The 23,258-nt window shown below is 63.6% G+C and carries 22 protein-coding genes; 16 read left to right on the top strand and 6 right to left on the bottom strand.

Annotated features, from left to right (window positions below; translation table 11 throughout):
- Nucleotides 1–5: 5 nt before the first annotated feature.
- Both GV001_RS12765 and GV001_RS12770 read right to left on the bottom strand, forming a co-directional pair.
- The gene (locus GV001_RS12765) at nucleotides 6–1,532 is read right to left on the bottom strand and encodes an inactive transglutaminase family protein (protein WP_160080386.1); all 1,527 of its coding nucleotides are present in this window, start codon (nucleotides 1,530–1,532) and stop codon (nucleotides 6–8) included.
- A gap of 6 nt (nucleotides 1,533–1,538) precedes the next feature.
- The gene (locus GV001_RS12770; RefSeq protein ID WP_160083334.1) at nucleotides 1,539–2,072 is read right to left on the bottom strand and encodes an ATP-dependent zinc protease; all 534 of its coding nucleotides are present in this window, start codon (nucleotides 2,070–2,072) and stop codon (nucleotides 1,539–1,541) included.
- A 278-nt stretch (nucleotides 2,073–2,350) separates the two neighbouring features.
- Between GV001_RS12770 and GV001_RS12775 the strand changes: the two genes are divergently transcribed.
- From GV001_RS12775 to prpF, 5 genes are all read left to right on the top strand, one after another.
- A complete protein-coding gene (locus GV001_RS12775; RefSeq protein WP_160493746.1) occupies nucleotides 2,351–3,100 on the top strand; it encodes a GntR family transcriptional regulator in 750 nt (249 codons plus the stop codon).
- Nucleotides 3,097–3,981: a methylisocitrate lyase gene (prpB, locus tag GV001_RS12780; RefSeq protein WP_160080390.1), complete on the top strand. Its 885-nt coding sequence runs from the start codon at nucleotides 3,097–3,099 to the stop codon at nucleotides 3,979–3,981. The genes GV001_RS12775 and prpB overlap by 4 nt, the downstream gene beginning before the upstream one ends.
- 75 nt (nucleotides 3,982–4,056) lie before the next feature.
- Nucleotides 4,057–5,217 carry a 2-methylcitrate synthase gene (prpC, locus tag GV001_RS12785; protein ID WP_160080392.1) on the top strand — a complete coding sequence of 387 codons (1,161 nt, stop codon included), beginning with the start codon at nucleotides 4,057–4,059 and terminating at the stop codon, nucleotides 5,215–5,217.
- Between the two features lie 14 nt (nucleotides 5,218–5,231).
- Nucleotides 5,232–7,841 (top strand): Fe/S-dependent 2-methylisocitrate dehydratase AcnD, encoded by a 2,610-nt coding sequence (gene acnD, locus GV001_RS12790; protein WP_160083336.1) that lies wholly within the window; start codon nucleotides 5,232–5,234, stop codon nucleotides 7,839–7,841.
- Nucleotides 7,842–7,894: 53 nt separating this feature from the next.
- Complete coding sequence (prpF, locus tag GV001_RS12795) at nucleotides 7,895–9,082, top strand: 2-methylaconitate cis-trans isomerase PrpF (RefSeq protein ID WP_160080394.1); 1,188 nt, start codon at nucleotides 7,895–7,897, stop codon at nucleotides 9,080–9,082.
- A 12-nt stretch (nucleotides 9,083–9,094) separates the two neighbouring features.
- Here the strand turns inward: prpF and GV001_RS12800 are convergent, their stop codons facing one another.
- Genes GV001_RS12800 through GV001_RS20175 form a run of 3 tightly spaced genes read right to left on the bottom strand, consistent with a single transcriptional unit; the run spans nucleotide 9,095 to nucleotide 10,788 of the window.
- Entirely contained in the window at nucleotides 9,095–9,742 is a 648-nt protein-coding gene (locus tag GV001_RS12800; RefSeq protein WP_218583027.1) for a LysE family translocator, read from the bottom strand.
- 19 nt (nucleotides 9,743–9,761) lie between these two features.
- Complete coding sequence (locus GV001_RS12805) at nucleotides 9,762–10,580, bottom strand: pyruvate, water dikinase regulatory protein (protein ID WP_160080396.1); 819 nt, start codon at nucleotides 10,578–10,580, stop codon at nucleotides 9,762–9,764.
- 19 nt (nucleotides 10,581–10,599) lie between these two features.
- The gene (locus tag GV001_RS20175; RefSeq protein ID WP_256664915.1) at nucleotides 10,600–10,788 is read right to left on the bottom strand and encodes a hypothetical protein; all 189 of its coding nucleotides are present in this window, start codon (nucleotides 10,786–10,788) and stop codon (nucleotides 10,600–10,602) included.
- Between GV001_RS20175 and ppsA the strand changes: the two genes are divergently transcribed.
- From ppsA to galU, 10 genes are all read left to right on the top strand, one after another.
- Nucleotides 10,735–13,107, top strand: coding sequence for a phosphoenolpyruvate synthase (gene ppsA, locus GV001_RS12810; protein ID WP_160080398.1), 2,373 nt, complete (start codon nucleotides 10,735–10,737; stop codon nucleotides 13,105–13,107). The genes GV001_RS20175 and ppsA overlap by 54 nt on opposite strands.
- 140 nt (nucleotides 13,108–13,247) lie before the next feature.
- Nucleotides 13,248–14,216: an alpha/beta fold hydrolase gene (locus tag GV001_RS12815; RefSeq protein ID WP_160080400.1), complete on the top strand. Its 969-nt coding sequence runs from the start codon at nucleotides 13,248–13,250 to the stop codon at nucleotides 14,214–14,216.
- Between the two features lie 218 nt (nucleotides 14,217–14,434).
- Nucleotides 14,435–14,923, top strand: a complete 489-nt coding sequence (gene rraA, locus GV001_RS12820) for a ribonuclease E activity regulator RraA (protein WP_160080402.1) — start codon at nucleotides 14,435–14,437, stop codon at nucleotides 14,921–14,923.
- A gap of 54 nt (nucleotides 14,924–14,977) precedes the next feature.
- A complete protein-coding gene (locus GV001_RS12825) occupies nucleotides 14,978–15,973 on the top strand; it encodes a zinc transporter ZntB (RefSeq protein ID WP_160080404.1) in 996 nt (331 codons plus the stop codon).
- A 49-nt stretch (nucleotides 15,974–16,022) separates the two neighbouring features.
- Complete coding sequence (locus GV001_RS12830) at nucleotides 16,023–16,271, top strand: CrfX protein (protein ID WP_178091823.1); 249 nt, start codon at nucleotides 16,023–16,025, stop codon at nucleotides 16,269–16,271.
- 2 nt (nucleotides 16,272–16,273) lie between these two features.
- Nucleotides 16,274–17,098: a mechanosensitive ion channel domain-containing protein gene (locus tag GV001_RS12835; protein ID WP_160080408.1), complete on the top strand. Its 825-nt coding sequence runs from the start codon at nucleotides 16,274–16,276 to the stop codon at nucleotides 17,096–17,098.
- 84 nt (nucleotides 17,099–17,182) lie between these two features.
- The gene (gene sigX, locus GV001_RS12840) at nucleotides 17,183–17,773 is read left to right on the top strand and encodes an RNA polymerase sigma factor SigX (RefSeq protein ID WP_160494024.1); all 591 of its coding nucleotides are present in this window, start codon (nucleotides 17,183–17,185) and stop codon (nucleotides 17,771–17,773) included.
- Between the two features lie 113 nt (nucleotides 17,774–17,886).
- Nucleotides 17,887–18,918, top strand: a complete 1,032-nt coding sequence (locus GV001_RS12845) for an OmpA family protein (protein ID WP_160080412.1) — start codon at nucleotides 17,887–17,889, stop codon at nucleotides 18,916–18,918.
- 164 nt (nucleotides 18,919–19,082) lie between these two features.
- Nucleotides 19,083–20,444, top strand: a complete 1,362-nt coding sequence (locus GV001_RS12850) for a UDP-glucose/GDP-mannose dehydrogenase family protein (protein WP_160083350.1) — start codon at nucleotides 19,083–19,085, stop codon at nucleotides 20,442–20,444.
- Nucleotides 20,445–20,488: 44 nt separating this feature from the next.
- A complete protein-coding gene (gene galU, locus GV001_RS12855; protein ID WP_160080414.1) occupies nucleotides 20,489–21,328 on the top strand; it encodes a UTP--glucose-1-phosphate uridylyltransferase GalU in 840 nt (279 codons plus the stop codon).
- Between the two features lie 59 nt (nucleotides 21,329–21,387).
- Here galU and GV001_RS12860 read toward each other — a convergent pair whose 3' ends face one another.
- Nucleotides 21,388–21,810 carry a VOC family protein gene (locus GV001_RS12860; protein WP_160080416.1) on the bottom strand — a complete coding sequence of 141 codons (423 nt, stop codon included), beginning with the start codon at nucleotides 21,808–21,810 and terminating at the stop codon, nucleotides 21,388–21,390.
- A gap of 84 nt (nucleotides 21,811–21,894) precedes the next feature.
- On the opposite strand from GV001_RS12860, the gene gorA reads away from it, so the two are divergent.
- Nucleotides 21,895–23,253 (top strand): glutathione-disulfide reductase, encoded by a 1,359-nt coding sequence (gorA, locus tag GV001_RS12865; protein ID WP_160080418.1) that lies wholly within the window; start codon nucleotides 21,895–21,897, stop codon nucleotides 23,251–23,253.
- The last annotated feature ends 5 nt before the right edge of the window (nucleotides 23,254–23,258 follow it).

Below are 23,258 nucleotides of genomic sequence, written 5' to 3' on the forward strand. Positions count from 1 at the left end.
ATGGCTCAATCCTTCAAGAAGGCTTTGAAACGGAACAGCTCGGTCAGGCGGTAGCCGCGGTAGCGACCCATCGCCAGCATGAAGCCCACCATGATCAACAACACGGCCGGGAAGGTGAAGATGAAGTAGGTCAGCTGCGGAATGCTCATCAGCAGGTGCGCCAGAGTCGCGGCAAACAGGGTGCCGACCGCCACCTTGAAGGCATGGCCGCCGCCGCGCTCTTCCCAGGTGATCGACAGGCGTTCGATGGTCATGGTCAGGATCACCATCGGGAACAGCGCCACCGACAGGCCGCGTTCCAGGCCCAGCTTGTGGCTGAACAGGCTGATCACGGCGATCAGCACCACGACGAAGGTCAGTACCACCGACAGGCGCGGCAGCATCTGCAGCTTGAGGTGCTCCAGATAGGAGCGCAGCGACAGGCCGAGCGCGGTGATGATGGTGAACAGGACGATGCCGAAGCCCAGCTGGGTTTCGCGGAAGGCCAGGGCGATCAGTACCGGGGTGAAGGTGCCGAGGGTCTGCAGGCCGCCCAGGTTGCGCAGGATCAGGATCACCAGCACGCCGATCGGGATCATGATCATGATCTGGTAGGTCTGCTGGGTCTGCAGCGGCAGGCCGTACAGCGAGTATTCGAGGAAGTCGACGTCGGTGTTCTCGTCGGTCAGCTTGGCCAGGCGGATGGCGTTCATTTCGCTGTTGTTCAGGGTGAAGCTGACCTGGGCCTTCTTGCCGCCCTCGATGCTCACCAGCTGGTCGTCACCGGTCCACCAGACCAGACGATCGGCCGGCAGGCCCTGCTCGCCGGTGTCCGGGTTGTAGTACAGCCAGTCTTTGCCGTTGAAGCTGCGCAGCCACAGCTCCGGGTTCTGCTGGATGTCGGCGGCCAGGCGGATGGTGTGTACCCGCTCCATCGGCACATGGGCGATGGACAGCAGCAGCTCGATGATCTTCGCCTTGTTCGGCGTGGAAGCATCGCCGGCCATCAGCAGTTTGACGTTGTCGTCGCCGACATTGTTGACCCGCTTGATGGTCTCGCTGATGAAGGTCTCGACGTCGGCCGAGTGCTGGCGAATCGGGGCCAGCAGGGCTTCGGCGGCAATCTTCTCGGCGCCTTCCACGGCGATGCTGTCGCGGTAGATCGGCCCCTTGGCCTTCGGCTGCTCGCCGCTGTAGCGCTTGGTCAGCACCAGGCGGTAGTACAGGGTCTGGTTGCCGTTGGCGCGGCGCGCCGACCAGGTCACCTTGCGGTTGCCGTCGGTGCGGTTGATGCTCACCCCGTAGTTATTCGAGATGAAACTCTCGTTCAGGCTGACGTAGTCCTGATTCAGCGGCGGCACGAACATCTGCACCTTGACCGGCTCGCGGGCGCTGGCCTGGAACTCGACCTTGGCGTCGATGTTCCACAGGTCGTCGGTTTCATCCTCGGTCACCGGGATGCCGAGAATGAAGATCTGGTAGGCCGTAACCAGAATGCCCACCGTCACCAGGAGGGTGATGAGGACTTTCAGATGCAGGGTCAAGGATCGCATGAGCAATTACTCGGCAGCGGTAGTAAGGGAGCAGCCGGGTTTGCCGGCAGCATATTTGAGGCTTGGATCAACCAGGGCATCGAGGCGTTTGAGCGCCTCGGAGCCAATCAACAGCGGGTACTGGAAGGCACTGCGGTCGGTCAGGTTCACTTCGATGGTGCGCAGAGTCTTGCCCATGCACACGCTAAGCTCAATGACCGGTCGGGCTGTGTAGGTCTTGCCTTCCTCGGGGTCGTAGTCGCCGGCGCGGCGTTTGATCTTGCTGATGCGTGCCAGCGGACGCTCGATGGGGTGCTGGTGTGCATCGTCGATGGCTAGGTAGAAGCGCACCCAGGTTTCGCCGTCACGTTTGAAACGCTTGATATCGCGCGCGCTGAGCGAGGCGGTCTTGGCGCCGGTGTCGAGTTTGGCCGCCACTTCCATGTCGAGATCGGAAAGGCTGATGTATTCATTGAGGCCATAGACGGTTTTTTCGGCGGCGAAACTCAGGCCGGGGAGCAGGGCGCAGCAAAAAAGAAGGGTGAAGGGCTCGAGTCTCATAAATCCTGTGATGGTCGCGTCGTCGGATCCGGTGATCGGCGGCATTGGGCGGGCGGTCGGCAAAGCAGTCTAGCAGGCATGGTGAAACGCCCGCACAGCCTATGCCGGCGGCATTCTAGCATGGGGTTTTTCTGTGGCGACAGACGCTTAGCGGCGTTTGTGCAGGTGAAATGCGCAATTCGGCAAATTCCTGCGACGTGCAGATTGTCGACAATCGCATGGTTGTGTTTGACAGATATCTCTCTGCGGCGTAGTTTTTCCCGCATTGTCACTTGCGGATGTCAACAATCGTGCTTGAGCCTTCAGAAACGACTGCCACTTTTGCGGATGACTCCGAGACGCTTTCCGAACATGTGTTCCGGCGCATCCAGGCTGCCATCGTCCAGGGTGAAATTGCGCCGGGCAGCAAGATTTCCGAGCCCGAACTGGCGCGTACCTACGGCATCAGCCGCGGACCGCTGCGCGAGGCGATCCATCGCCTGGAAGGCCAGCGCCTGCTGGTGCGGGTGCCGCATGTGGGCGCACGAGTGGTTTCGCTCAGCCATGCCGAGCTGATCGAGCTGTATGAGATCCGCGAATCGCTGGAAGGCATGGCCTGCCGCCTGGCCGCCGAGCGCATGACCCAGGCCGAGATCGACGAGCTGCGCCGGGTGCTCGACCTGCACGAGCGCGATGCGGCCTTCCAGGCTGGTGTCGGCTACTACCAGCAGGAAGGCGACTTCGACTTCCACTACCGGATCATCCAGGGCAGTGGCAACAAGACCCTCAGCCAGATGCTCTGCGGCGAGCTGTACCAGCTGGTGCGCATGTACCGCCTGCAGTTCTCCGCCACGCCGAAGCGTCCGCGCCAGGCGTTCGCCGAACACCACCGCATTCTCGACGCCATCGCCGAGCGTGACGGCGAGCTGGCCGAGCTGCTGATGCGCCGGCATATCGCCGCGTCCAAACGCAATATCGAACGCCACTACTCCGCTACCCGGGAGCAGGGCGCCACCACCACCCCATCTACCCCACGAGGTGAGTCATGAGTTCGAACACTCCCGGCCAGCGCTTTCGCGATGCGGTCGCCAGCGAACATCCCCTGCAAGTGATCGGCGCGATCAACGCCAACCATGCCCTGCTGGCCAAGCGTGCCGGCTTCAAGGCCATCTACCTGTCCGGCGGCGGAGTGGCCGCCGGCTCCCTGGGCCTGCCGGACCTGGGCATCACCGGCCTGGATGACGTGCTCACCGACGTACGCCGCATCACCGACGTGTGCGACCTGCCGCTGCTGGTGGATGTCGACACCGGCTTCGGCGCCTCCGCGTTCAACGTGGCGCGTACCGTCAAGTCGATGATCAAGTTCGGCGCTGCCGCCATCCATATCGAGGACCAGGTCGGCGCCAAGCGCTGCGGCCACCGTCCGAACAAGGAAATCGTCTCCCAGCAGGAGATGGTCGACCGCATCAAGGCGGCCGTGGATGCCCGTACCGACGACAGCTTCGTGATCATGGCGCGTACCGACGCCCTGGCCGTGGAAGGCCTCAACTCGGCGCTGGACCGCGCCGCCGCCTGCATCGAGGCCGGCGCCGACATGATCTTTCCGGAGGCGATCACCGAGCTGGCGATGTACAAGACCTTCGCCGACCGGGTGAAGGCGCCGATCCTGGCCAACATCACCGAATTCGGCGCCACGCCGCTGTACACCACCGAGGAACTGGCCGCGGTCGACGTGTCCCTGGTGCTGTACCCGCTGTCGGCCTTCCGCGCCATGAACAAGGCGGCGGAGAACGTCTACATGGCCGTGCGCCGCGACGGCACCCAGAAGAACGTGATCGACACCATGCAGACCCGCATGGAGCTGTACGAGCGCATCAACTACCACGCCTTCGAGCAGAGCCTCGACGCGCTGTTCGCCGCCAAGAAATGAGCGGCAGCAGGCCGCCCGGTTCGGACGGCCTGCGCACAACAAGAATCAACCGGATTAGATGAGGAGAGACCCGCGATGAGTGCGACCCCAGAAACCACCACCGGCTTCAAGCCGAAGAAGTCCGTGGCCCTGAGCGGTACCACCGCCGGCAACACCGCGCTGTGCACTGTCGGCCGTACCGGCAACGACCTGCACTACCGTGGCTATGACGTGCTCGACTTCGCCAACCGCTGCGAATTCGAGGAAATCGCCCACCTGCTGGTGCACGGCAAGCTGCCCAACGTCGCCGAACTGACCGCCTACAAGGCCAAGCTCAAAGCTCTGCGCGGCATTCCGGCGGCGCTCAAGGCATCCCTGGAGCAACTGCCGCCGTCCGCCCACCCGATGGACGTGATGCGCACTGCGGTATCCGTGCTCGGCTGCGTGTCGCCTGAGAAAGAGGATCACAATCATCCGGGCGCCCGCGATATCGCCGACAAGCTGATGGCCTCGCTGGGCTCCGCGCTGCTGTACTGGTACCACTTCAGCCACAACGGCAAGCGCATCGACGTGGAAACCGACGACGACTCCATCGGCGGCCACTTCCTGCACCTGCTGCATGGCGAGAAGCCGCGCGAGTCCTGGGTGCGCGCCATGCACACCTCGCTCAACCTGTATGCCGAGCACGAGTTCAACGCCTCCACCTTCACCTCGCGGGTGATCGCCGGCACCGGCTCCGACATGTTCAGCTGCATCGCCGGCGCCATCGGCGCCCTGCGCGGGCCCAAGCACGGCGGCGCCAACGAAGTGGCCTTCGAGATCCAGAAGCGCTACGACAATCCGGACGAGGCCGAGGCCGACATCCGCGCCCGCGTCGAGCGCAAGGAAGTGGTGATCGGCTTCGGTCACCCGGTCTACACCGTGGCTGACCCGCGCAACAAGGTGATCAAGGAAGTCGCTCGACAGCTGTCCGACGAGCAGTCCAACAGCAAGATGTTCGACATCGCTGAGCGTCTGGAAAGCGTGATGTGGGAAATCAAGAAGATGTTCCCCAACCTCGACTGGTTCAGCGCCGTCAGCTACCACATGATGGGCGTGCCCACCGCCATGTTCACTCCGCTGTTCGTCATCGCCCGCACCGCCGGCTGGTCCAGCCACGTCATCGAGCAGCGCATCGACGGCAAGATCATCCGCCCCAGCGCCAACTACGTCGGCCCGGAAGACCTGAAGTTCGTTGAACTCAAGGATCGCAAATAATCATGAACAGCCAGCTGAATACTCAGTACCGCAAGCAACTGCCCGGCACCGCGCTGGATTACTTCGACACCCGCGAGGCGATCGATGCCATTGCTCCGGGCGCCTACGCCAAGCTGCCCTACACCTCCCGTGTACTGGCCGAGCAACTGGTGCGCCGCTGCGAGCCGGAAGCCCTGACCGATTCGCTCAAGCAGCTGATCGAGCGCAAGCGCGACCTGGACTTCCCCTGGTACCCGGCTCGCGTGGTCTGCCACGACATCCTCGGCCAGACCGCGCTGGTCGACCTGGCCGGCCTGCGTGATGCCATCGCCGAGAAGGGCGGTGACCCATCCAAGGTCAACCCGGTGGTGCCGACCCAACTGATCGTCGACCACTCCCTGGCCGTGGAGGCGCCGGGCTTCGATCCGGATGCCTTCGCCAAGAACCGAGCCATCGAAGACCGTCGCAACGAGGACCGTTTCCACTTCATCGAGTGGACCAAAACCGCGTTCAAGAACGTCGATGTGATTCCGGCCGGCAACGGCATCATGCACCAGATCAACCTGGAGAAGATGAGCCCGGTGATCCAGGCGCGCGGTGGCGTGGCCTTCCCCGACACCTGCGTGGGGACAGACTCGCATACTCCGCATGTCGATGCCCTGGGCGTGATCGCCATCGGCGTCGGCGGCCTGGAAGCCGAGACCGTAATGCTCGGCCTGCCGTCGATGATGCGCCTGCCCGATATCGTCGGCGTTGAACTGACTGGCAAGCGCCAGCCCGGCATTACCGCCACCGATATCGTTCTGGCCATCACCGAGTTCCTGCGCAAGGAGCGCGTGGTCGGCGCCTATGTCGAGTTCTTCGGCGAGGGTGCAAACAGCCTGTCGATCGGCGACCGCGCGACCATCTCCAACATGTGCCCGGAATACGGCGCCACTGCCTCGATGTTCTACATCGACCAGCAGACCATCGACTACCTCAAGCTGACCGGTCGCGAGCCGGAGCAAGTGGAGCTGGTAGAGAACTACGCCAAGACCACCGGCCTGTGGGCCGATGCCCTGGTCAGCGCCGAGTACGAGCGCGTGCTGAGCTTCGACCTGTCCACCGTCGTGCGCAACATGGCCGGCCCCTCCAATCCGCACAAGCGCCTGCCGACCTCGGCTCTGCACGAGCGCGGGATTGCCGACGAAGGCAAGCTGGCGGCGGCCAAGGCCGAAGAAGCTGCCGGTCAGCTGCCGGATGGCGCGGTGATCATCGCTGCCATCACCAGCTGCACCAACACCTCCAACCCGCGCAACGTGGTCGCTGCCGGCCTGCTGGCGAAGAAGGCCAACGAGCTGGGTCTGGTGCGCAAGCCCTGGGTCAAGACCTCCTTCGCGCCGGGTTCGAAAGTCGCCAAGCTGTACCTGGAAGAAGCCGGTCTGCTGCCGGAGCTGGAAAAGCTCGGCTTCGGCATCGTCGGCTATGCCTGCACCACCTGCAATGGCATGTCCGGTGCGCTGGATCCGGTGATCCAGCAGGAAATCATCGACCGCGACCTGTACGCCACTGCCGTGCTGTCGGGCAACCGCAACTTCGACGGACGCATCCATCCGTACGCCAAGCAGGCCTTCCTGGCCTCGCCGCCGCTGGTGGTTGCCTACGCCATCGCCGGTACCGTGCGCTTCGACATCGAGCAGGACGTGCTGGGTACCGATAAAGCCGGCAAGCCGATCACCCTGAAGGACCTGTGGCCGAGCGACGAGGAGATCGACGCGATCGTCGCCGCCAGCGTGAAGCCGGAGCAGTTCAAGCAGGTCTACATCCCGATGTTCGACCTGGGCACCATTCAGGAAGCCGAGAGCCCGCTCTACGACTGGCGCCCGATGTCCACCTACATCCGCCGCCCGCCGTACTGGGAAGGCGCGCTGGCCGGCGAGCGCACGCTCAAGGGCATGCTGCCGCTGGCGATCCTGCCGGACAACATCACCACCGACCACCTGTCGCCGTCCAACGCGATTCTGATGGACTCGGCTGCCGGTGAGTACCTGCACAAGATGGGCCTGCCGGAAGAGGACTTCAACTCTTACGCTACCCACCGCGGTGACCACCTGACCGCCCAGCGCGCCACCTTCGCCAACCCGCAGCTGGTCAACGAAATGGCCGTGGTTGACGGTGTGGTGAAGAAGGGTTCGCTTGCGCGCGTGGAACCCGAGGGCAAGGTCATGCGCATGTGGGAAGCGATCGAAACCTACATGAACCGCAAGCAGAACCTGATCATCGTCGCCGGTGCCGACTACGGCCAGGGCTCGTCCCGCGACTGGGCGGCCAAGGGCGTGCGCCTGGCCGGTGTGGAAGTGATCGTCGCCGAAGGCTTCGAGCGCATCCACCGCACCAACCTGGTGGGCATGGGCGTGCTGCCGGTGGAGTTCAAGCCGGGCACCACCCGCCTGACCCTCGGCCTCGACGGTACCGAGACCTACGACATCCAGGGCGACGTGTCGCCGCGCTGCGACCTGACCCTGGTGGTCAATCGCCGCAACGGTGAAGTGGTCAAGGTGCCGGTGACCTGCCGTCTGGATACCGCTGCCGAAGTCAACGTCTACAACGCCGGTGGCGTGCTGCAGCGCTTCGCCCAGGACTTCCTCGAGTCGTCCCAGGGCTGATGCATTACCGGGGCGACGCAAGTCGCCCCGGTCCATTTCAGGAGAAGCTTTTCATGGCTCATGCAGCCCAGATCAAGATTCCCGCTACCTACCTGCGTGGCGGTACCAGCAAGGGCGTGTTCTTCCGTCTGCAGGACCTGCCGCAAAGCTGCCAGGTGCCGGGCACCGCGCGTGACAAGCTGTTCATGCGGGTGATCGGCAGCCCCGATCCGTACAGCGCGCATATCGACGGCATGGGCGGCGCCACCTCGTCGACCTCCAAGTGCGTGATCCTGTCGAAAAGCAGCCAGCCGGACCACGATGTCGACTACCTTTACGGCCAGGTCTCCATCGACAAGGCCTTCGTCGACTGGAGCGGCAACTGCGGCAACCTGTCCACCGCCGCCGGCGCCTTCGCCATCCACGCCGGGCTGGTTGATCCTTCGCGTATTCCGCAGAACGGTACCTGCGTGGTGCGCATCTGGCAGGCCAATATCCAGAAAACCATCATCGCCCACGTGCCGGTGACCAACGGTCAGGTGCAGGAAACCGGCGACTTCGAGCTGGACGGGGTGACCTTCCCGGCAGCCGAGATCGTGCTGGAGTTCCTCGATCCGTCCGACGACGGCGAGGAGGGCGGCTCGATGTTCCCCACCGGCAACCTGGTCGATGACCTGGAAGTGCCGGGTGTCGGCACCTTCAAGGCGACCATGATCAGCGCCGGCATTCCCACCGTGTTCGTCAATGCCGAGGACATCGGCTACCAGGGCACCGAACTGCGCGAGGCGATCAATGGCGACCCGCTGCAACTGGCGCGTTTCGAGCAGATTCGCGTGGCCGGCGCCCTGCGCATGGGCCTGATCAAGACGGCGGAAGAAGCGCTGACCCGCCAGCACACGCCGAAGATCGCCTTCGTCTCGCCGGCCAAGTCCTACCAGGCTTCCAGTGGCAAGACGGTCGAGGCCGGCGAGGTCGACCTGCTGGTGCGTGCGCTGTCCATGGGCAAGCTGCACCACGCCATGATGGGCACCTGCGCGGTGGCCATCGGCACGGCGGCTGCGGTGCCCGGCACCCTGGTCAACCTGGCGGCCGGTGGCGGTGAGCGCGAGGCGGTGCGCTTCGGTCATCCATCCGGCACCCTGAGGGTTGGCGCCGAAGCCAAGCTGGTCGACGGCGAATGGACGGTGACCAAGGCCATCATGAGCCGCAGTGCGCGGATCCTTATGGAAGGCTGGGTGCGCGTGCCGGGCGATGCGTTCTAAGGGTAGCCGGGGTCAGTGGTTGTTGACGCCCAGCAGCAGGCCGCCGGCGCCGACGAAGAAGGCGCCGGTGCTTTTGTTCAGTCGACTGATCCCCTGCGGGCTGCGAACCAGGCGGCGAATCTGCATGCCGAACAGGGCATAGGTGAGCGAGGCGATGCAAAGCTCCGCCAGCAGGTAGGTGGCGCCGAGATAGAGGAACTGCTCGGCCGCCGGCTCGCCCGGCTTGATGAACTGCGGAAAGATCGCGGCGAACAGCAGGATTGCCTTGGGGTTGCTGATGCCGACGAGGAATTCGTTGAACATCAGGCGGCCGATAGGCGCCTTCGTCGGCTGGCTTGCGGCCCGATCGCTGTCGCTCAGTTGCAGGCCGCTGAAGCTGGTACTGCGCCAGGTCTTGATGCCCAGGTAAACCAGGTAGAGCGCGCCGACCCACTTGATGAGGGTGAAGGCGGTTTCCGAGGCCAGCAGCATGGCGCCCAGGCCGACGGCTGAGATAAGCAGAAAGATGGCGTAGGAGGCCAGGCGGCCGAAGGTGGCCAGCAGGGCGGCGCGAACGCCGTAATTGATGCCGTTGTTCAGTGCGCAGAAGTTGTTGGGCCCCGGTCCGAGCGAGATAAGTGCGGCTATCGGAGCGAACAGTACTGCATCCATCAGGGTCATGGCGGCCACCGGGCAGGGGTTACTTGAGTCGGCGTTCGACACCTTTTTCCACCAGGATCTTGGCGGAGATTTCCTCCACCGAGAAATGGGTGGAGTTGATGTAGGGGATGTTCTCGCGGCGGAACAGGTTTTCCACCTCGCGGACTTCGAACTCGCACTGGGCGAAGCTGGCGTAGCGGCTGTTGGGCTTGCGCTCGTGGCGGATGGCGGTGAGCCGGTCCGGGTCGATGGTCAGGCCGAACAGCTTGTGCTTGTAGGGCTTGAGCGCGCTGGGCAGTTGCAGGCGCTCCATGTCCTCTTCGGTCAGCGGGTAGTTGGCGGCACGGATGCCGAACTGCATGGCCATGTACAGGCAGGTCGGGGTCTTGCCGCAGCGCGATACGCCAACCAGGATCAGGTCGGCCTTGTCGTAGTAGTGGGTGCGGGCGCCGTCGTCGTTGTCGAGGGCGAAGTTGACCGCCTCGATGCGCTCCATGTAGTTGCTGTTGCTGGCGATGGAGTGGGACTTGCCGACCGAGTAGGAGGAGTGGGAGGTCAGCTCCTGCTCCAGCGGGGCGAGGAAGGTGGAGAAGATGTCGATCATGAAGCCCTGTGATTCGGCCAGGATCTCGCGAATTTCCTGGTTGACCACGGTATCGAAGATGATCGGTCGGCCACCGTCCTTCTCGGCAGCATTATTGATTTGCTGTACCATGGCGCGCGCTTTGTCCACGCTGTCGATATAGGGGCGCGTGAGCTTGGTGAAGCTGATGGTTTCGAACTGGGCCAACAAGCTCTGGCCCAGGGTTTCGGCGGTAATGCCGGTACCATCGGAGATGAAGAAAGCGGTTCGTTTCATTTGCGCCAAAGGCCTTAAGTCAGGAACGTTTCTTGGCTATCATAGGCCCCCTCTGTCGGGCCCGTACTGGCCGGCATTGTGACTTATTTCCTTGAGGCAAAGCCAGGATGCAGCATTGCTGCGCGGCTGGGCCAAGCACAGTGGAGAGTTCACCTTGGTAGAGTACGTAGTTTCCCTCGATAAGCTCGGCGTCCACGATGTGGAGCATGTAGGGGGCAAAAACGCATCCCTGGGCGAAATGATCAGCAACCTGGCCGGTGCTGGCGTCTCGGTGCCGGGCGGCTTTGCCACCACGGCCCAGGCCTACCGTGACTTCCTCGAGCAAAGCGGCCTGAACGACCGCATCCATGCCGCCCTCGACGCCCTGGACGTGGAAGACGTCAACGCCCTGGCCAAGACCGGCGCGCAGATCCGCCAGTGGGTGATGGACGCGCCGTTCCCCGAGCGCCTCGACAGCGAAATCCGCAGCGCCTTCGCCGCCATGGCCGGCGACAACGCCAACATGGCCGTTGCCGTGCGTTCCTCGGCCACCGCCGAAGACCTGCCGGATGCCTCCTTCGCCGGCCAGCAGGAGACCTTCCTCAACATCCGCGGCGTGGACAACGTGATCCGCGCGGCCAAGGAAGTCTTCGCCTCGCTGTTCAACGACCGCGCCATCGCCTACCGCGTACACCAGGGCTTCGACCACAAGCTGGTCGCCCTGTCCGCCGGCGTGCAGCGCATGGTCCGTTCGGAAACCGGCACCGCCGGCGTGATGTTCACCCTGGATACCGAATCCGGTTTCCGTGACGTGGTGTTCATCACCGGCGCCTACGGCCTCGGCGAGACCGTGGTGCAGGGCGCGGTGAACCCCGACGAATTCTACGTGCACAAGCCGACCCTGGAAGCCGGCCGCCCGGCGATCCTGCGTCGCAACCTGGGCAGCAAGGCGATCAAGATGATCTACGGCGAGGAAGCCAAGGCCGGCAAGTCGGTGAAAACCGTCGAAGTCGACCGTGCCGAGCGCGCCCGATTCGCCCTCAGCGATGCCGAAGTCACCGAGCTGGCCAGGCAGGCGCTGATCATCGAGAAGCACTACGGCCGGCCGATGGACATCGAGTGGGCCAAAGACGGCGACGACCAGCAGTTGTACATCGTCCAGGCCCGCCCCGAGACCGTGAAGAGCCGCAGCAGCGCCAACGTCATGGAGCGCTACCTGCTGAAAGAGAAGGGCACCGTGCTGGTCGAAGGCCGTGCCATCGGCCAGAAGATCGGCGCCGGCAAGGTCAAGGTGATCCACGACGTTTCCGAGATGGACAAGGTCCAGCCGGGCGACGTGCTGGTCTCCGACATGACCGACCCGGACTGGGAACCTGTGATGAAGCGCGCCAGCGCCATCGTCACCAACCGCGGCGGGCGCACCTGCCACGCGGCGATCATCGCCCGTGAACTGGGCATTCCGGCCGTGGTCGGTTGCGGCAACGCCACCCAGGTGCTGCAGGATGGCATGGGCGTGACCGTGTCCTGCGCCGAAGGCGACACCGGCTTCATCTTCGAAGGCGAACTGGGCTTCGACATCCGCAAGAACTCCGTGGATGCCATGCCGGATCTGCCGTTCAAGATCATGATGAACGTCGGCAACCCGGATCGCGCCTTCGACTTCGCCCAGTTGCCGAACGAAGGGGTGGGTCTGGCTCGCCTGGAATTCATCATCAACCGCATGATCGGCGTGCACCCCAAGGCCCTGCTGAACTTCGCCAGCCTGCCGGCGGAGATCAAGGACAGCGTCGAGAAACGCATCGCCGGCTACAACGATCCGGTCGGCTTCTACGTCGAGAAACTGGTGGAAGGCATCAGCACCCTGGCCGCGGCCTTCTGGCCGAAGAAAGTCATCGTGCGCCTGTCGGACTTCAAGTCCAACGAATACGCCAACCTGATCGGCGGCAAGCTGTATGAGCCGGAAGAAGAGAACCCGATGCTCGGCTTCCGTGGCGCCTCGCGCTACATCAGCGAGTCGTTCCGCGACTGTTTCGAGCTGGAATGCCGCGCGCTGAAGAAGGTGCGCAACGAGATGGGCCTGACCAACGTCGAGATCATGGTGCCGTTCGTGCGCACCCTCGGCGAAGCCAGCCAGGTGGTCGACCTGCTGGCCGCCAACGGCTTGGCCCGCGGGCAGAATGGCCTGAAGGTCATCATGATGTGCGAGCTGCCGTCCAACGCCATTCTGGCCGAGGAATTCCTCGAATTCTTCGACGGTTTCTCCATCGGCTCCAACGACCTGACCCAGCTGACCCTGGGCCTGGACCGCGACTCCGGCATCGTTGCCCACCTGTTTGACGAGCGCAATCCGGCGGTGAAGAAGCTGCTGAGCAATGCCATCGCCGCGTGCAACAAGGCCGGCAAGTACATCGGCATCTGCGGCCAGGGTCCTTCTGACCACCCGGACCTGGCGCGCTGGCTGATGGAGCAGGGCATCGAAAGCGTGTCGCTGAACCCGGACTCGGTGCTGGACACCTGGTTCTTCCTCGCCGAAGGCCAGCAAGCCTGAGTTGATCAGCCGTTTCAAGGAAGGGCGGGCGCAATCCCGCCCTTTTTTGTGGCTCGCCATCCCTGGCGGCTACCCTTGGGGTCGTCGCCCTGGGGCGAGGTCAAAAATCGCTCCCGGCAATTTTTTGTACAAGACGCAGAATGCAAAGCAGTAGCGAGTTATTCCCCGTTGCCCTGATCAGCGCCGAGTTACGCGGCGATCTGAGCGAGGATGTGTATCGCCTGAAGCCCGGTAATAGCCCGGATTTCTCCGTCGAGCTGGCGCTGACCCGTCTCGGCCTGGCTGCCGAGGAGAGTCGCGGCGTGCCGGTGATCCTGCTGCACGGCAGTTTTTCCAACCGACGCTTCTGGTATTCGCCACGTGGCATAGGCCTGGGCCCGCATCTGGCTCGGGCCGGATTCGACGTATGGATCGCCGAAATGCGCGGCCACGGCCTGTCGCCGCGCAACCACGGCTACAGCCACAACACCGTGGCCGACTATGCGCGCTATGACCTGCCGGCCATTGCCGCCTTCGTCCGCGAACAGAGCGGCCAGGTGCCGCACTGGGTGGGCCACTCTCTGGGCGGCATTACCCTGGCCGCAGCGCTGGGTGGGCATTACCTGGGCGAGGAGGAGGTGGCCTCGGCGGCCCTTTTCGGCAGCCAGATCAGCCGCATCTACTGGCCGCTCAAGGTGCCGCCGGTGGAGTGGGGCAGCCGCCTGTTGCTCAAGGGCTTCCGGCACGTTTCCGGCGCTCGCCTGAAGCGCGGGCCGGAGGACGAACCCATCGGCCTGGTGCGCGAAAGCCTGCGCTGGCACCGCCTGTTCGGCCGTTTCGGCGACAAGCAGCGCGACTGGTGGGCGGGCATGGCCGAGGTGCGCATGCCAGTGCTGGCAGTGAGCGCCGCCGGCGACATGCAGGATCCGACCTGGTCCTGTCGCAAGCTGCATGAACAGTTTGCCTCGGCGCCGCGCGCCTTCCTCGAACTGTCGAAGAAGCAGGGTTTCAGCAGCGACTATGGCCATGTCGAGATGCTGGTCAGCAAGCAGGCGCAGGCCGAAGTCTGGCCGCTGGTCGAGCATTGGCTGCGCGAGGCGCAGCTGCCGCCGCATCTGCAGCCCGCCTGACGTTTCAACCGCTCAGGCTTGCGGCTAATATGGGGCATCCGGGCCATGCCGGTGCTTTGACAGGGCGATACCCGCGTGTTCGTTGCGCTCGAGCGGCTGATCAATCTCGACGAGGGTTATCGCGGACCTTTCGGGGCTGAGCCGTTTGGCCCTGGCTTACGATGGCGATCGTATCGGCATCGATGTTTGACGCATTTTCACCTACAGGAGTTTTTCCCATGCAATACATCACTCCCGATCTGTGCGACGCCTACCCGGAACTGGTGCAGGTGGTCGAGCCGATGTTCGCCAACTTCGGCGGGCGCGACTCCTTCGGTGGCGAGATCGTCACGGTGAAATGCTTCGAGGACAACTCGCTGGTCAAGTCCCAGGCTGATCTGCCCGGTAACGGCAAGGTCCTGGTGGTCGATGGTGGTGGCTCGCTGCGCCGTGCCCTGCTGGGCGACATGATCGCCGAGAAAGCCGCGAAGAACGGCTGGGAAGGCATGGTCATCTACGGTTGCGTGCGTGACGTCGACGTCCTGGCGCAGACCGATCTGGGCGTGCAGGCCCTGGCCAGCCACCCGATGAAGACCGACAAGCGCGGAATCGGTGATCTCAACGTAGTCGTCACCTTCGCCGGCGTGACCTTCCGCCCGGGCGAGTTCGTGTACGCCGACAACAACGGCATCATCGTTTCCCCGCAAGCCCTGAAGATGCCCGAGTAACAGGCGGGGCCCGGTAACCCCGGGCCTGGTGATTGCCAGGTAAGGTGATGCGGCATGCTTGAACAGGAAAACCTGCACTGGGGGCTGGTGCACGCCTTCGTTCTTGACGGCCAGGGCGGCGCGCGCAGCGTTGCCCGCGCGGCGCTGGATGACTTGCAGCTCAAGGCCGAGGAAAGCCTGTGGCTGCACTGGGATCGCAGTCACCTGCAGGCGCAGGCCTGGTTGCGTACGCAGAGCGGGCTGGATGAGTTCAGCTGCAACCTGCTGCTGGAGGAGAACACCCGGCCCCGTGTGCTGGCGTTGCCGGCCGATGAACTGTTGCTGTTTCTGCGCGGGGTCAACCTGAACCCCGGTGCGGAGCCGGAGGACATGGTTTCCGTACGCATCTTCGCCAATGCCTGGCGGGTCATCTCCCTGCGTCTGCGCCCGTTGCGCGCGACCGAGGAACTGATCGCGCAGCTGGCCAAGGGCACGGGGCCGAAGACTTCGGCCGAACTGATCCTGTTCCTCGCCGAGAACCTGACCGATCGTGTCGACACCCTGGTCAGCCAGCTGTCGGAGCTGCTCGACGAGCAGGAAGAACGCCTGGATGGCGACGAGCGCTATATGCCGGATCACGGCATGATGCTGCAGATCCGCCGGCGCGCGGCAGGCTTGCGGCGCTTTCTCGCCCCGCAGCGCGACATCTACGCGCAGCTGGTGCGCAACGGCTTCGCCTGGTTCGTCGTCGACGATGCCAGCTACTGGAACGAGCTGCACAACCGCCTGACCCGCTACCTGGAAGAGTTGGAACTGCTGCGCGAACGGGTAGGGCTGGTGCTGGAGTCCGAGCACCGGCGCCTGAACGAGCGCATGGGGCGCACCATGTACTGGCTCGGCATCATCACCGGCTTCTTCCTGCCGATAAGCTGCATCACCGGTCTGCTCGGCATCAATGTCGGCGGCATCCCCGGGGCGGACAGCAGTTACGGCTTTTTCATTGCCTGCGTATCGATCGGAGCGGTCGCCACCTTCCAGTGGTGGCTGTTCCGCCGGTTGCGCTGGCTCTAGATGTGACCCCGCCTGACAGGGTGGCGTCTAGGCAACATATCCACGTGAGGTGCGCATGCACGATCCGTTCGAAGAATCATTGCGTGACCTGCTCAAGTCAAACGCCAGCAGTCATGACGACGACGCCACGCTGGGCCGCGTCCTGAAAACGGCCAACCGCCAGGTTGGCGTCGGCGACTTGTTTAGTCTGATGGGGCATTGCATCGAAGCCCTGATGATTGCGCTGAACAATGGTTCGGCCCATGTGGCCCCGGTTTCTCGCACCCCATCCCCGCGCTCCGCACACAAGGCTGATTGAATATGGAACTCGATCCCTGGACTCAAAGTCTCGTCACCGCCATGAGCTCGGTATGGGCACCCATCGCCGGCTTCATTCCCCGGCTCTTCGGAGCCCTGGTGGTGGTGCTGCTCGGTTTCGTCGTGGCCAAGCTGCTCGACACCCTGCTGTCCAAGTTGCTGGCCAAGGTCGGGCTGGACCGGCTGATGTCGGGTACCGGGCTGACCAAGATGCTGTCCCGCGTGGGCATTCAGGTGCCGGTTTCGACCCTGATCGGCAAGATCGTCTACTGGTTCGTCCTGCTGATCTTCCTGGTTTCGGCCGCCGAATCGCTCGGCCTTGACCGGGTTTCAGCCACGCTCGATGTCCTTGCCCTGTACCTGCCCAAGGTCCTCGGTGCCGCCGCCATCATGCTGGCCGGCGTGCTGCTGGCCCAGCTGCTCAGCGGCATCGTGCGTGGCGCCGCCGAAGGGGTCGGTCTGGATTACGCGGCCGGTCTGGGCCGGATTGCCCAGGGCCTGGTGATCATCATCAGCATCTCGGTGGCCATCGGTCAGCTGGAAGTGAAGACCGACCTGCTCAACAACGTGATCGCCATCGTGCTGATTTCCGTTGGCCTGGCCATTGCGCTGGCCCTGGGGCTGGGCAGCCGTGAGATAGCCGGGCAGATTCTGGCCGGCATCTATGTGCGCGAACTCTACGAGGTTGGGCAACAAGTCCGGGTTGGCGATGTCGAAGGGCAGATCGAGGAGATCGGCACGGTGAAAACCGTCCTCCTGACTGCAGAAGGGGATCTGGTCTCGCTGGCCAACCGTACCCTGCTCGAGCAGCACGTCAGCAGTCGCTGATTCGCCAATCCCTGCTAATGTATGCGGCCAGTACCCGTGATTGGGGCTGGCTGCCATCTGACCTCTTTGTCGGCACAACCCGTTTTGAACACAGGCCAATCGTTATCCATGCGTTATGACCCGCGTGAGCTCTCCGACGAAGAGCTTGTGCAGCGTGCGCATGTCGAACTGTTTCATGTTACCCGCGCCTACGAAGAGCTCATGCGTCGCTATCAGCGTACGCTGTTCAATGTCTGCGCCCGTTACTTGGGCAATGAGCGCGATGCCGACGATGTATGCCAAGAGGTCATGCTCAAGGTTCTATATGGCCTGAAGAACTTCGAGGGCAAATCCAAGTTCAAGACATGGCTATATAGCATCACCTATAACGAGTGCATTACTCAGTATCGCAAAGAGCGTCGCAAGCGCCGCCTGCTGGATGCGCTAAGTCTCGACCCGCTGGAGGAAGCGTCCGAAGAAAAGGCGCCGAAAACCGAGGAGCGTGGCGGACTTGATCGCTGGCTGGTGCATGTCAATCCCATTGACCGGGAAATTCTGGTGCTACGTTTTGTCGCAGAGCTGGAGTTCCAGGAAATTGCCGACATCATGCACATGGGACTTAGCGCCACCAAGATGCGCTACAAGCGTGCACTCGACCGACTGCGGGAGAAATTTTCCGGTGTGGTCGAAACTTGATGCTCTGCAAATTATCTGAAGCGCAGCGGTGAGTACTTCTGGTAAACTCGCCGCCAAGTTGTTCCGCATGACCGTAGGGCAACTCACAGTCATAAAATGATGGGGATTTACGGATGAAACTGAAAAACACCTTGGGCGCAGTCATCGGCTCGCTGATTGCTGCTTCTTCGCTGAATGCACTGGCCCAAGGCCAAGGCGCTGTTGAAGTCGAAGGCTTTGCCAAGAAAGAGTTCTTCGATAGCGCTCGCGACTTCGACAACAACGGCAACCTGTTCGGCGCCTCCGTTGGCTACTTCCTGACCGACGCTGTTGAACTGCGTCTGGGCTACGACGAAGTACACAACGCTCGCGGCGACGACGGCCGTAACATCAAGGGCTCCAACACTGCCCTGGATGCCCTGTACCACTTCAATGCTCCGGGCGACACCCTGCGTCCGTACGTATCCGCTGGTTTCTCCGACCAGAGCATCGGTCAGAACGGCAATGGCGGTCGTAACGGCTCCACCTTCGCCAACCTGGGCGGCGGTGCCAAGCTGTACTTCACCGAGAACTTCTACGCCCGTGCTGGCGTTGAAGCTCAGTACAACATCGACCAGGGCGACACCGAGTGGGCCCCGAGCGTTGGTATCGGCCTGAACTTCGGCGGCGGCTCCAAGCCGGCCCCGGCTGCCGAGCCGGTTGCCGAAGTCTGCAGCGATAGCGACAACGATGGCGTGTGCGACAACGTCGACAAGTGCCCGGACACCCCGGCCAACACCACCGTTGATGCCGATGGCTGCCCGGCTGTTGCCGAAGTAGTTCGCGTTGAACTGGACGTGAAGTTCGACTTCGACAAGGCCCAGGTCAAAGAAGAAAGCTACGGTGACATCAAGAACCTGGCTGACTTCATGAACCAGTACCCGCAAACCGCTACCACCGTTGAAGGTCACACCGACTCCGTGGGTACCGACGCTTACAACCAGAAGCTGTCCGAGCGTCGTGCCAACGCCGTTCGTGATGTACTGGTCAACCAGTACAGCGTTGGCGCCGAGCGCGTCAACTCGGTTGGTTACGGCGAATCCCGCCCGGTTGCCGACAACGCTAGCGAAGCTGGCCGCGCCGTTAACCGTCGCGTAGAAGCTGAAGTAGAAGCCCAATCCAAGTAATTGGTCTAGGCGTCACAAGAAACCCGGCCTCGGCCGGGTTTTTTGTTGCCTGCGAGAACCTGTTTTTGCCAAGCGCCGCACCTTGTCACCAAACCGACGCTCTGCGGTCATCGCCTTGCCATTAGCATTCGCTGCAATCGCTGCAAATGGACGAGGATATGGCGATGCGACTTTGCGTGATCGGAGCGGGATATGTGGGGCTGGTGACGGCGTGCTGCTTTGCCGAGATGGGTAACCGCGTCGTGTGTGTCGAGCGTGACCCGCTGCGGCTCGCCCGGTTGACCGCCGGCGAAGCGCCGATCTACGAGCCGGGGCTGGAGGCCATGCTCAAAGCGCATCTGGGCAGTGGTCAGCTGAGCTTTAGCGCGCAGCTGGAGGAGGGCGTCCGGCACGCGGAAGTGATCTTCATCGCCGTGGGCACGCCCTCCGGCGAGGATGGCTCGGCCGACCTCTCGCATGTCCTGGCGGTAGCCGACGAGCTGGGGGCCAGGCTGCAGCATTCCTGCGTCGTGGTGAACAAGTCCACGGTGCCGGTCGGCACGGCCGAGCGGGTGCGCCAGCGCATCGACAAGGCTCTCGCCGCGCGAGGGCGCAACATCAGCGTGCGGGTGGCCAGTAACCCAGAATTCCTCAAGGAAGGTTCGGCGGTCGAGGACTTCATGCGCCCCGATCGTGTGCTGCTGGGTTGTGCCGAAGCCGAAACCGCGCAATTGCTGCGGCGCCTGTACGCCCCGTTCCTGCGCAACCACGAGCGGGTCCTGGACATGGGCGTGCGTGCCGCCGAGTTCAGCAAGTACGCCGCCAACGCCTTCCTCGCCACCAAGATTTCCTTCATGAACGAAATGGCCGGGCTGTGCGCGCGCCTGGAGGTGGACATCGAGGATGTGCGCCGCGGTATCGGCAGCGACAAGCGCATCGGCACCCACTTCATCTATGCCGGCTGCGGCTATGGCGGCTCGTGCTTCCCCAAGGATGTGCGGGCGCTGATCCGCAGCGCCGAGCTTGAAGGTTTCGAACCGGGCATCCTGCGCGCGGTCGAGGCGCGCAATGCCCTGCAGAAGACCCTGCTGTTCCAGGCGCTGCGCGAGCATTTCGCCGGCTACCTGCAGGGGCGGGTGGTGGCCTTGTGGGGGCTGGCGTTCAAGCCGGGCACCGACGACCTGCGCGAGGCGCCCAGCCTGGTGCTGCTGGATGCCTTGCTGGCGGCCGGGGTGCGGGTGCAGGCCTGCGATCCGGCGGCCTGCGCCGGGGTCGCGGCGCGCTATGCAGAGGCGCTCAGTAACGGCCAGCTGCAGCTTGGCGAGTCACCCTATGCCGCCGCCGAAGGGGCCGATGCCCTGGTGCTGGTCACCGAGTGGAAGCAGTTCCGCCAGCCGGACTTCCAGCGTATCCGTGGCAGCATGCGCATGCCGGTGCTGTTCGACGGGCGCAACATCTACAATGCCCAGGAGCTGGCGGCCCTGGGCTTTATCTACCGAGGCATCGGGCGCCCTGCGCTGGGTCATTGTAAGGCCAGCGCCGCCTGATTAGACTGCGCGGCAGTTTATCCGCCGTAGTGCCTAGGACTCCCATGATCAAGAAATGTCTATTCCCGGCTGCCGGTTATGGCACCCGTTTCCTGCCCGCCACCAAGGCCATGCCCAAAGAGATGCTGCCGGTGGTCAACAAGCCGCTGATCCAGTACGGCGTCGAGGAAGCGCTGGAGGCTGGGCTGACCGAGATCGCCATGGTCACCGGTCGCGGCAAGCGCGCCTTGGAAGACCATTTCGACATCAGCTACGAGCTGGAACATCAGATCCAGGGCACCGACAAGGAAAAGTACCTGGTTGGTATCCGTCGCCTGATCGACGAATGCTCCTTCTCCTACACCCGCCAGGTGGAGATGAAGGGCCTGGGTCACGCCATCCTCTGCGGTCGCCCGCTGATCGGTGACGAGCCGTTCGCCGTGGTTCTGGCCGACGACCTGTGCTTCAACCTCGAAGGCGACGGCGTGCTGCAGCAGATGGTCAAGCTGTACAACCAGTTCCGCTGCTCCATCGTGGCCATCCAGGAAGTGCCGCCGGAGGAAACCTCCAAGTATGGTGTGATCGCCGGCGAGATGATCCGCGACGACATCTACCGGGTAAACGCCATGGTCGAGAAGCCCAAGCCGGAAGACGCCCCGTCGAACCTGGCGATCATCGGCCGCTACATCCTCACCCCGGACATCTTCGACCTGATCGAAAAGACCGAGCCGGGCAAGGGTGGCGAGATCCAGATTACCGACGCGCTGATGAAGCAGGCCCAGGACGGCTGCGTGATCGCCTACAAGTTCAAGGGCAAGCGTTTCGACTGCGGTGGTGCGGAAGGTTACATCGAGGCGACCAACTACTGCTTCGAGAACCTGTACAAGACCGGCCGCGCTTACTGATCCAGCCGCCGTACGACAAAGCCACCTGCGGGTGGCTTTGCTGTTTCAGGCCCTTCGTTTCAGGGAATGGGCATGTCCTGCGAGCCCGGCCCGAGCGGCTGGCCGTAGCTGAACTCGACATAATTGCCGGCCGGGTCGCGCAGGCCGCAGTAGTAGCCGACCGGGTAGGGCTCATCGCGCGGCGCCCAGATCAGGCAGCCCGCTTCGGCGGCGCGTGCGGCAATGGCATCGACCGCTTCGCGGCTGTCCACGGCGAAACCGAAGTGGCTGTAGTCGTCAGCGGCCAGCTGCCGCGCCTGACCGCCGGGCATGATGACGAAGATGAACTGGTGCTCCTTGCCCGGTTCCGCCATCCAGACGATCTTCGAGCCCTTGCCGGCCCGTTCGTGGATCACCCGCATGCCGCAGAAGTCCCGGTAGAAGGTCATGCAGGCCTCCAGGTCCGGCACGTGCAGGGCGATATGAGTCAGGCATGGACGCATCTGGGCACTCCCGAGGGCGCTTTTGCGCGCAAGCGGCAGGGACGATTGGGTTATGCTGGCAGCCTGCTGAGGAGAGCACAACCCATGCCTTACGACTTCGACCTCTTCGTTATCGGCGCCGGCTCCGGCGGCGTGCGCGCCGCCCGTTTCGCCGCCGGTTACGGCGCCAAGGTGGCCGTGGCCGAGAGCCGCTACCTGGGCGGCACCTGCGTCAACGTCGGTTGCGTGCCGAAGAAGCTGCTGGTCTATGGCGCGCACTTCGCCGAAGGCTTCGCCCAGGCGCAGGGCTATGGCTGGAGCAGCCAGCAGCCCAGCTTCGACTGGCCCACCCTGATCGCCAACAAGAACCGCGAGATCCAGCGCCTCAACGGCATCTATCGCAACCTGCTGGTCAACAGTGGCGTCCAGCTGCTCGAAGGCCATGCGCGCCTGCTCGACCCGCACAGCGTCGAGGTCGATGGCCAGCGCTACAGCGCCGCGAAGATCCTCATCGCCACCGGCGGCTGGCCACAGGTGCCGGACATCCCGGGCAAGGAGCTGGCGATCACCTCCAACGAAGCCTTCTACCTCAAGCAGCTGCCCAAGCGCGTGCTGGTTGTCGGCGGTGGCTACATTGCCGTCGAGTTCGCCTCGATCTTCCACGGCCTGGGTGCACAGACTTCGCTGCTCTATCGCGGCGAACTGTTCCTGCGCGGCTTCGACGGGGCCGTGCGCCAGCACCTCAAGGACGAGCTGACCCGCAAGGGCCTGGACCTGCAGTTCCACAGCGACATCGAGCGCATCGAGCAACAGGCCGACGGCAGCCTGCTGGCCACCCTGCAGGATGGTCGCCAGTTGCCGACCGACTGCGTGTTCTACGCCACCGGCCGGCGACCGATGCTGGACGACCTCGGCCTGGAACATACCGCCGTCGAGCTGGATCAGCGCGGCTTCATCAAGGTCGACGACAGCTATGTCACCGCCGAACCGTCCATTCTCGCCATTGGCGACGTGATCGGGCGGGTGCAGCTGACCCCGGTGGCCCTCGCCGAAGGCATGGCGGTGGCCCGGCGCCTGTTCCGCCCGGAGGAATACCGCAAGGTGGATTACCAGCTGATTCCCACCGCGGTGTTCAGCTTGCCTAATATCGCCACGGTCGGCCTCAGCGAGGAGCAGGCGAGGGCGGCCGGCTATGCCGTCAAGGTCTTCGAGAGCCGTTTCCGGCCGATGCAACTGAGCCTCACCGATTGCCAGGAACGCACGTTGATGAAGCTGGTGGTGAACGCCGCCGACGACCGCGTGCTGGGTTGCCACATGGTTGGCCCGGACTCCGGCGAGATCATCCAGGGCCTGGCCGTGGCGCTGAAAGCCGGCGCGACCAAGCAGGTCTTCGACGAGACCCTGGGCATCCACCCGACGGCCGCCGAGGAGTTTGTCACCATGCGCACGCCTGTGACGGTCTGAAGCCC

The sequence above is a fragment of the Pseudomonas sp. 8AS genome (genome assembly GCF_902506505.1).
In the GTDB taxonomy this organism is placed as follows: Bacteria; Pseudomonadota; Gammaproteobacteria; order Pseudomonadales; family Pseudomonadaceae; genus Aquipseudomonas.